Origin of the sequence: Paenibacillus timonensis (assembly GCF_022427145.1) — a bacterium.
GTDB classification, from domain to species: domain Bacteria; phylum Bacillota; class Bacilli; order Paenibacillales; family Paenibacillaceae; genus Fontibacillus; species Fontibacillus timonensis.
The window spans coordinates 57,485-65,888 of sequence record NZ_JAKSXN010000028.1 but is presented as its reverse complement, the minus strand read 5'-3'; the positions used below and the strand labels follow the sequence as shown (position 1 = coordinate 65,888).

The 8,404-nt window shown below is 55.9% G+C and carries 11 protein-coding genes; 4 read left to right on the top strand and 7 right to left on the bottom strand.

The genetic code is table 11. The annotated features are described in order from the left end of the window. Positions 1-64: 64 nt before the first annotated feature. The 3 genes from pfkA to MJ257_RS12750 form a co-directional block, all read right to left on the bottom strand. Positions 65-1,036 carry a 6-phosphofructokinase gene (gene pfkA / locus MJ257_RS12760; RefSeq protein ID WP_178021808.1) on the bottom strand — a complete coding sequence of 324 codons (972 nt, stop codon included), beginning with the start codon at positions 1,034-1,036 and terminating at the stop codon, positions 65-67. Between the two features lie 50 nt (positions 1,037-1,086). Then, positions 1,087-2,166, bottom strand: coding sequence for a tetraprenyl-beta-curcumene synthase family protein (locus tag MJ257_RS12755; protein ID WP_240269618.1), 1,080 nt, complete (start codon positions 2,164-2,166; stop codon positions 1,087-1,089). Between the two features lie 91 nt (positions 2,167-2,257). Next, positions 2,258-2,575 carry a hypothetical protein gene (locus MJ257_RS12750; protein ID WP_240269617.1) on the bottom strand — a complete coding sequence of 106 codons (318 nt, stop codon included), beginning with the start codon at positions 2,573-2,575 and terminating at the stop codon, positions 2,258-2,260. A gap of 151 nt (positions 2,576-2,726) precedes the next feature. Between MJ257_RS12750 and MJ257_RS12745 the strand changes: the two genes are divergently transcribed. Both MJ257_RS12745 and MJ257_RS12740 read left to right on the top strand, forming a co-directional pair. Then, positions 2,727-3,920: an MFS transporter gene (locus MJ257_RS12745; protein ID WP_240269616.1), complete on the top strand. Its 1,194-nt coding sequence runs from the start codon at positions 2,727-2,729 to the stop codon at positions 3,918-3,920. A 136-nt stretch (positions 3,921-4,056) separates the two neighbouring features. Continuing rightward, the gene (locus MJ257_RS12740) at positions 4,057-4,704 is read left to right on the top strand and encodes a nitroreductase family protein (RefSeq protein WP_240269615.1); all 648 of its coding nucleotides are present in this window, start codon (positions 4,057-4,059) and stop codon (positions 4,702-4,704) included. 57 nt (positions 4,705-4,761) lie between these two features. Here the strand turns inward: MJ257_RS12740 and MJ257_RS12735 are convergent, their stop codons facing one another. The 4 genes from MJ257_RS12735 to MJ257_RS12720 form a co-directional block, all read right to left on the bottom strand. Further along, on the bottom strand, positions 4,762-5,649 hold the full coding sequence (locus MJ257_RS12735) for a prenyltransferase/squalene oxidase repeat-containing protein (protein WP_240269614.1): 888 nt from the start codon (positions 5,647-5,649) through the stop codon (positions 4,762-4,764). 21 nt (positions 5,650-5,670) lie between these two features. Beyond that, the gene (locus MJ257_RS12730) at positions 5,671-6,093 is read right to left on the bottom strand and encodes a VOC family protein (RefSeq protein WP_240269613.1); all 423 of its coding nucleotides are present in this window, start codon (positions 6,091-6,093) and stop codon (positions 5,671-5,673) included. A 77-nt stretch (positions 6,094-6,170) separates the two neighbouring features. Next, a complete protein-coding gene (locus MJ257_RS12725) occupies positions 6,171-7,109 on the bottom strand; it encodes a helix-turn-helix transcriptional regulator (protein WP_240269612.1) in 939 nt (312 codons plus the stop codon). 196 nt (positions 7,110-7,305) lie between these two features. Further along, positions 7,306-7,503 carry a cold shock domain-containing protein gene (locus MJ257_RS12720; protein ID WP_009222768.1) on the bottom strand — a complete coding sequence of 66 codons (198 nt, stop codon included), beginning with the start codon at positions 7,501-7,503 and terminating at the stop codon, positions 7,306-7,308. Between the two features lie 239 nt (positions 7,504-7,742). Here MJ257_RS12720 and MJ257_RS12715 point away from each other — a divergent pair, with 239 nt between their 5' ends. Both MJ257_RS12715 and MJ257_RS12710 read left to right on the top strand, forming a co-directional pair. After that, complete coding sequence (locus tag MJ257_RS12715) at positions 7,743-7,976, top strand: hypothetical protein (protein WP_178021800.1); 234 nt, start codon at positions 7,743-7,745, stop codon at positions 7,974-7,976. A 44-nt stretch (positions 7,977-8,020) separates the two neighbouring features. After that, positions 8,021-8,191, top strand: a complete 171-nt coding sequence (locus tag MJ257_RS12710; RefSeq protein ID WP_240269611.1) for a hypothetical protein — start codon at positions 8,021-8,023, stop codon at positions 8,189-8,191. The last annotated feature ends 213 nt before the right edge of the window (positions 8,192-8,404 follow it).

Sequence of the window (8,404 nt, the reverse complement as noted above, 5' to 3'; positions counted from 1 at the left end):
AACCAAAAAAGCCGAGCCGGGATTCCTCCCCGCTCGGCTTCTCTAGCGATGTTAAGCTTACTGTTTACTGCGACAACCGCGAAGCCAGCTCGTACAGTTCCATGTTGAACGGCTTCTTCGTAGCGACGACCTTCTCGATGTCGGTCAGCACCATTTCGCCGCCGATCATGCCGCAGGCTTTGTTCGATTCGCCGGCGATCAGGCTGCGCACGGCGAAGTCGCCGAGGCGGCTGGCCAGGTTGCGGTCGAACGGCGTTGGCGATCCGCCGCGTTGGATATGGCCCAACACCGTGGCGCGCGGCTCTACGGACGGCTGGCGCTGCTTGATCGCTTGCACGACGTCCTCGCCGCTGCCCACGCCTTCGGCTACGATCACGATGCTGTGGCGTTTGCCTTTTTCGAAGTTCTGCTTCATGCGGTCCGCCACTTCGTTCAGATCAAACGGGACCTCCGGTACGAGGATCGTTTCCGCGCCCGCAGCCAATCCGGCATGCAGCGCGATATCGCCGCAATGACGGCCCATGACTTCCACGACGGATGCCCGCTCATGGGAGGACATCGTGTCGCGCAGCTTGTTGACCGCGTCTACCACAATGCTGACCGCCGTATCGAAACCGATCGTGTAATCCGTAAACGAGATGTCATTATCGATCGTGCCCGGCAGTCCCATCGTTTTGATGCCCAGCTTGCTCAGCTTCTCGGCCCCTTGATAAGAGCCGTCACCGCCAATGACGACCAAGCCGTCGATGCCGTGCTCGCGCAAAATTTCCGCGCCGCGCTGTTGACCTTCCGGCGTTTTGAACTCCAAACAACGAGCGGATTGGAGAATCGTCCCCCCGCGCTGAATGATATCGCCAACGCTGCGGATGTCCATTTGGAAAATGTCATTGTTGAGCAGCCCCTGATAGCCGCGTTGAATGCCGTACACCTCCAGGCCGTAAAACAACCCGCTCCGTACGACGGCGCGTACGGCCGCGTTCATGCCCTGAGAGTCTCCTCCGCTGGTAAGCACTGCGATTTTTTTAACTGCTGACATGATAATTCCTCCTAAATTCGGTTGTAAGTAGGGTAGCACTGCCCAAGTTTCTAAAGATGCTTGCGAATCCACAGGCTGTTAGCGAAGAAGAACAACCGCATCAGCGGGCTTCGGCGCATCAACCGTTTGGATACCTCGCGGATTTCGTCCTGCTGGCTGACCTTCGGGTCGGATAAATATAGGGCCAGCAAGCCTTCAATGATCATCCTATGAAACGAGGAAGCGGGCAGCTTTTGGATATCCTGCCGCGCTCCCTCGACGATCAACGTGATTCGGCCCAACATCGTTTCCTTGCTATCATAGTAACTGCAAAAGTTCAAATCCCCGCCAAGCTCATCCTCCGCTTGATCGATCAGGTAGTCCAACATAATATGTAGGCCGCAAACATGCGGAAAATAAGCGTCGTGGATCGTTTTTGCGCTTCTTTCGTCCAACCCGTCGTGGCTTGCCGCCAAAAATAGCATAAACACCCCGAGAGTCGAACCTGTGGCCGCCGCGAACTCGTTCCAGCGCAAATGCGGCGCACGGTATTCGTGGTTCGCCCACCAGCTGAGCAGCTTGGCTTCGCGCTCCTCCGGATCGATGTGCTTGTACACCTGCAGGTCGGTATAAAGTCCTACGAGGTCAACGATGTAGGGCATTGCCGCCGGGTATCCGCGGAGCTCAGCGATATGCGCCCGGCAAGTTCCGACCAGCCGGTGCAGATACCCGCCGTCGTCCTGCTCTTCGCGCAGGGCGTAGTAGTTCCGCAACGCTGCGCCTGGGTTCACCGCATCCAGCATGCTCTGGTGCAGAAGCCGGAAATCCTCGGGATCCTTGGAAGTGCTCCGGTCGCATAAATTGTCCAAATAATCGCTGATAGTTTGAAACGCAACGATAAGAGGGATCAATACGTGGCGCATCGGCAAGTTTGCGGCCGCATAGACGGCGCCGCCCTGGCAATGGAACTCTTTCGTGGCGATGCTGGCCAAAGCCTGCCGCCTTAGCTCTGGGTCAGGGATCGCTTCGGCATCCTTCTTCCAACTTTCCAATTCCTGGCGGACATCCGGCAAAATAAACTTATATACCCGGCTCATCAGCCGGATCGGCTCCTTCGGAAATTGGTTTCGGTTTTGCTCAAGTTCAATCAATGGCCTGCCTCCACTGCGTTGTTAAATACGGCCTATCTGAAAACCATTCTATATTATAATATGATCCAACTTTTAGCACAAATAAACAAAATCACAAATGCCTTTTGACGGAGGGCTCCTCCTGGGTCGTGCGGTACCAGATGTGCAGATCGTTAATCCGGCTGGCCAGCTCGGCGATTTCGCCGTTGAGGCGGCAGCTGCGCTCGAAATCGGTCTCATTATTCATTTCGCCCAGCTTGTGCTCGATCGATCGTTCAAGGAGCATGACTCTGCTCGGAATCCGGCCGCGGATCTCCTCCCAGTAGGCGATCATCGCCAGCCGTTCCTCCAGCTCGTATTCGTCAAAAGGACGCTCCAGCATCGGCACGGGAATGCCTAGCCGCTCATCGTAAACAAAACAATCATTCATGGCGTTGCCTCCTTAAGAATCAGTATATCGGATTTAAGTAAACGGAACGTAAATTTTATTGCCGCCGAACCTCTTGTTTTCTGGTATACTTGCAAGCATACTGACCAATACAGCGTTATGATTTGATTGCAGAAACGGAGTACGGAACCCCATGAATCGGAAAACCACGGCCCGCCCGGATATCGGATGGCTGCGCGCCTTTACCTTTACAATATACGGAACAAGTGTCCTTGTTTCCTCCTATTTCCCGCTATTTTACGCCCAGCTTGGATTTTCGACCAGCCAAATCGGCTTGCTGTACGCGCTGGGACCGATGATTTCGCTCGTATCCAATTTGCTGTGGAGTCTGGCCAGCGACCGCTACCAAACGATCAAGAAGATCCTGCTCATCTTGCTGGTCGGGCAAATTGCGTTGACGTTTATCTTGTCCGCTTCCACGACTTTTTCCATCATCATGGCGGTCATCACGATATTTTACTTCTTCTTCTATCCGGTCTTCCCGTTGTCCGACACCATCGTGATCTCGACCGCCAAGCAACACGGCATCCATTTCATCTCTATCCGCCTGTTCGGGTCGTTCGGATACGCCTTTTTTGCTTTGCTCATCGGTTACGTGCTGGCCCGGATCGGCTCCTCGAATACGATGTGGGTGTCGATCGCCATTGCCGGACTCGCGCTGGCATTCATCCTGTTCGTGAAAGACCAACCGACATCCGTGGCAAAAATGGACCTTTCGGGCATCTGGGCAATCCTGCGGCAAAAAGAGCTGTTATGGTTCTTCGGCTGCGTCTTCTGCCTGGCGATCGGCATGCGGATGAACGAAGCGTTCATTTCGATCAGCTTGAAGGAGCTCGGCGCAGGGGAAAATCTCATCGGCTGGGCGATGCTCGCCTCGTCGCTGTCGGAAATTCCCGTGTTCATTTACCTCAGCTTCCATGGGGAGAAATTCAAGGAGCTGCCGCTCCTGCTGCTGGCCAGCCTGCTCTTCGCCGTCCGATTCCTGCTCATGGGACTGACTGAATCGGCTTACGGCATCCTCGCCATTCAGGCGATGCACGGCGTGACGTTCGGCATCTTCTATGTCACGGCCATCCGCATGCTCACCCGGCTGATTCCCGACGAGTTCCGGGCTACCGGCATGGCCTTATACACCATCGTCTGGTCCAGCTTGGCCGGGCTTCTCAGCGGGACCTTCGGCGGCGTGATGTTCGAACAGCTCGGCCGGCAGCCGTTCTACCTGACGGCAATGGGCGCTGCACTGGTCGCGTTCATCGGGTTCGCCAGCCGTTATTTTCAGAAGGGGCCGGGAGCGAACACCTCCTCAAAATTCGAACATAAAGCTTAAACATCGAGGCGAAGGGCCATAACGGCCCTTCGCCTCTTGCGTGATCTCCCCTGTTCAAAGGACGAGTCTTCCTATATAATAGTTATTATCAGATGATAGTACCTGGTATTAAATATGATAAAGCAGGTGAAAACGCATGGATTTCGCTTTGTTCCGGGACGTACTTCAAACCCGCCGCAGTATCCGGGAATTTACCGAAGAGCCTGTCAGCCTCTCCGATATCGAGGATCTCATCGACTGCGCCCGTTATGCGCCCAGCGATACGAATTCGCAAACCTGGGAATTCATCGTCGTCATGAACGCCGATAAAATCAAACAGATCGAGGACTTCACCTGGGATCGCCTGCATGAAACCGCGGCGCGTGCCGCGGAGCAAGGGCTGGAACGGGAAGCCAAGCTATTGGTGAAGTCGTTTGGCCCTTACGCCACCGCCTTCTCCGGCGCGCCGACGTTAATCGTGTGTTTGTCCACCCCTTACACGTCCAAATTCCGCGAGAAAATCTTTGATCCGATTTCGTTCGTGGCTCCCGAAGTCTGGGAAGAAGAAGGGCTAAAGAGCAGCTGTCTGGCCGCGCAAAACCTGATGCTCGCCGCGCATGCCAAGGGTCTTGCCACCTGTCCGATGACCGGACCGGTACTGCTGGCGGAAGACAAGCTGCGCGAATATCTTGACATCCCTGAGGACCGCGGCGTGAACATGGTGATCGCGCTGGGCCATCCGGCGATTGCGCCCAAAGCGGTGCCCCGGAAGGAAGTCTCCGAAATTTTGCGGATCGTCGAATAACAAGCCAAAGAGGCTCTTTTCAGCAACTTGCCGAAAAGAGCCACTTTTATATCGAATCTAGGTCAGACGGCCGTAGGCCTTTAGCGTCTTCAAGTTCTCCACGGTTAGCCAGCCGCGCCATTCCTGCTCGGCAGCCGGACTCGTCCCTGGAAACGTAAGCGCCCACCCGCCGTCTTCCTGCTGCGTGCTCAGCAACCAATCCAAATGCATCTCGAGATCTTGCTCCGAGACAAGTTTGGCCGCAAAACTGTCCGGCGTTGGCGCGTAGTCCAGCACCTTGTGAACGTAGCCCTGTGCCAGCGGATCGGTTTCAATCCCGCTCGGGCTCGTCAACCACTCCTCCAGTCTGGATAGATGCTTCGCCGCCCGCTCCCGATCCGGCGCATGTTGCAAGAAGGAGATCCACTGGACAGCGTCATGGTAATCTCCGGGAAGGCTTCGCTCCACGCAGTCCCACAGGAAGGCGATATGGCTTTGAAACCAATCTTCGCGAATAAAATCGGTGCGTTCCTGCTGCCCCAGCAGCATGCCCACGATACTTCCGGTCGGGTTGAGCGAAGGAACCCCGTCCTGCTCGGTCGTCCACCAAGGGGCGTGCGGATAACGGTTCACTTCCGTTGTCGCCCGCGGCAAACCGCCGCCCGGAAGCGTCATACTCCGCAGATAACGGATGATTCCTTCCAGCAGATCCGATCCGAATCCTCCGACCTCGCGTATCACCAGCAGCGCTGTTTCGGTCGCCACCGGCTGGCTGTGCGGGCCGCGCATATCCGGCTCCAGCGCATGACCGAAGCCGCCATCCTCGTTCTGGTACGGGCGAAGCGCACCCAGCACCTCCCCCGCAGCTCCTCCTTCAAAATGGTAAGCAAACCGCTTGCGATCCATCAGCCGGGCATTCGAATAAATAAAGCTACTGGCCCGTTCCAACGCGTCCCGTTCTTTCATCTCCCTCGTCCCCTCCTGCATTTAGCCTTCGAATACCCACTCGGGATTCCAAACAACCTCCCATAAATGCCCGTCGGGATCCTGAAAATATCCCGAGTACCCGCCCCAAAACGTGTCGTGGGACGGAACGACGATCTTGGCCCCTGCCGCTTTGGCCTGCTCCATGACCTGGTCCACTTCCGCTTTGCTCGCCACATTATGGCCCAGCGTTAACTCCGTCGAACTTGGTGCATCGAGCGTCAGGCCGGTGTCATGTGCGATATCTTCCCGCTTCCACAGCGCCAGCTTGAGTCCCGCCTGCAAATCGAAAAAGGCGACGGCCCCGTGCTCAAACTCTTGGCCAACGATCCCGTCCGTCGCCCAGCCGAGGCCATCCCGATAAAACCGCAGCGCTCTGTCCAAATCCTCCACACCGAGTGTCAATACCGTCATTCTTGGTTTCAAATGTATCCCCCCATCCGTACTCATATGAAGACGTTTGTTCTGGTCATCCTAATCGCCATCCACCCAGCGTGTCCCGTCTATGTCCGGTACAGCTCGGCCAGCTCCACAGCTCGCCGATGAAGCTCCTCACGCAGCGTCTGAGGCTCGAGCACTTCTGCATCCCTGCCGAGAGCGAAGAAATAGGCAACCGCCCAATCCCATTCCGTCCCCGGCAGGAGGCAGTCCAGCCGCCATTCTTCCTCCCCGGTTTGCTGCACCTTCTGGCCGAAATGCGGATCTTGCTCCGCGAGCAACGAGCCGCGATACGTCAGTATCACCTGGAGCCGGAAGTCGGCTGCCGCAGGGGTATCCCCCTTCTTGGCTTCCGCTCCCCTATCGGTACACGCATCCGGTGGGGGAGACGTCTCGGCGGCCTCGACGAAGCGATCAACGCGGAACGTTCGCTTCTCTCCGTGCTCCAGCGACTCGGCCTCGCAGTACCAGAACCCGTGCGCGGCGTACACGCGCAAGGGTTTCAGCGTCAGCTGCCGGCGATAATTCATCGAGCGGTACTCCGCTCGAATCCACTTCCCGCCGGCGGCATAACCCATCAAGGCGCTGAGGAACGGCGCCTGGATGCCGCGCTCCGGCACCTCCATCTCCACGTGCCGGAGCAACGGAGCAATTTGCCCCAGCATCTGCTCGGGCAAAGCGGAACGGATCTTGTCGGCGACCGTCCATTTCGCCTCGCGGAAGGGACTGCCGCCGTATTTGCCCATGCCGTCCAAGGCCAGCAGGACGGTCAGCGCCTCGCCGGCGTCGAGCTGCAGCGGCGGCAGCCGGAAGCCGTCCATCAAGCGGTACCCGCCGCCCGGGCCTGACAGCGCTATCAACGGAATGCCGATTTCCGTCAGGGCCTGCATGTCGCGAAGCACCGTCCGCTTGGACACCTCCAGCCTGTCCGCCAAGGATTGCGCCGTCTCCGCACGCTGCTGCAATGCCATTACGATCGCCATCATCCGGTCCATCCGCTTCATCGCGTTTGTTTCCCTCCCGTTAAGTTCACTATAACAGAGCAATGGTGACAACAGATTGTCACTAATTCTGAAATTCATTCGACCATGCGGTTCGCTTCCTATGTATACAAAAAAACACAGCCCTATAAAGAGCTGTGCCTTTCATTATCGCGCTTGGAACCAAACTTTATAAGTGATCCGTTAAACGGAAGTGATCTTATAATTTGATTACGTTAGCAGCTTGAGGACCACGGTTGCCGTCAGTGATTTCGAACTCAACGGCTTGGCCTTCTTCTAGAGTTTTGAAACCTTCGCCTTGAATTGCGGAGAAGTGTACGAATACGTCTTCGCCACCTTCAACTTGGATGAAGCCATAGCCTTTTTCTGCGTTAAACCATTTAACTGTACCTTTCAAATGAACAACCTCCTAAAAATAATCGTCATCATTGACGAATACCCATATTATACTCTATGCCCACCGACAATGCAACGTGTCAGTTCGCCCAAACCTTTGCGGGCCGAAACCCGCGGCGGAACGTACGGTTTCATTTGCTTTCCTCGGGGGCGTGAGTTATCATTTTACATAAAATATTACCATTTTTCCGCGGGTTTCATACCTGCGAGCGTAAAGCCAAAGATTGGAGAACGCCAGAGATGATCAAAAAACACGAAATATACAAAAAAGACAAATGGAATATGATGACGGTAGAGGTTCAAGGAAAATACATCGTTCTCCGCGAAATTTCCGACCAATGGGGCGAGGAATCGCATACGTTCCTCAGCCGCCCTGCCATGATGGATTGGGTGAAACGCCGGTTCCCCAAAGAGGAGTATGCCGGCAATGAGGCGGAATGGGATGAAATCATGAACGCCTTCAAGCAGGTTTAACCCGCTGTCTGGACCATTCTTGACGAAACGGAGCATGAATTATGATGGATAGTTCCAACCTCCTGATCTTCATCATTTGCGCATTTGCGCTTGGCGTCGTGGTCATCCTGAACAAGGATCGCCTGCAGCCTCGCCTTAGACGCAGCCTGGCCCTCGCCTCCGTCCTGTTGATCGTGGTGGCGTTTGGGCTGATGATTTACAGCTTCCTTGCTTGATCACCCCTATATTTCCCGCAGCAGGCGGCCATACTAGGAAAATGCCCGAAGTCCGCCAGCCGGACCCTCGGTTTTGGCTGGAATTCGGGCTCCCGACTTGATGATGGGAGGTTTTCCGGTATGCGACACAAGCGCATGCGCATCCAACGCGCGATTCCCCTGCTGCTGACCGGCTGCCTGCTGTCTGCCGCATTCCCGGGCAGCGCCGCGATG

Coding starts and splice junctions, on each gene's coding strand:
- MJ257_RS12745 (WP_240269616.1), top strand. CDS start 2,727: ATGAATCGGAAAACCACGGCCCGCCCGGATATCGGATGGCTGCGCGCC.
- MJ257_RS12715 (WP_178021800.1), top strand. CDS start 7,743: ATGATCAAAAAACACGAAATATACAAAAAAGACAAATGGAATATGATG.
- MJ257_RS12750 (WP_240269617.1), bottom strand. CDS start 2,575: ATGAATGATTGTTTTGTTTACGATGAGCGGCTAGGCATTCCCGTGCCG.
- MJ257_RS12710 (WP_240269611.1), top strand. CDS start 8,021: ATGGATAGTTCCAACCTCCTGATCTTCATCATTTGCGCATTTGCGCTT.
- MJ257_RS12725 (WP_240269612.1), bottom strand. CDS start 7,109: ATGAAGCGGATGGACCGGATGATGGCGATCGTAATGGCATTGCAGCAG.
- MJ257_RS12735 (WP_240269614.1), bottom strand. CDS start 5,649: ATGAAAGAACGGGACGCGTTGGAACGGGCCAGTAGCTTTATTTATTCG.
- MJ257_RS12740 (WP_240269615.1), top strand. CDS start 4,057: ATGGATTTCGCTTTGTTCCGGGACGTACTTCAAACCCGCCGCAGTATC.
- pfkA (WP_178021808.1), bottom strand. CDS start 1,036: ATGTCAGCAGTTAAAAAAATCGCAGTGCTTACCAGCGGAGGAGACTCT.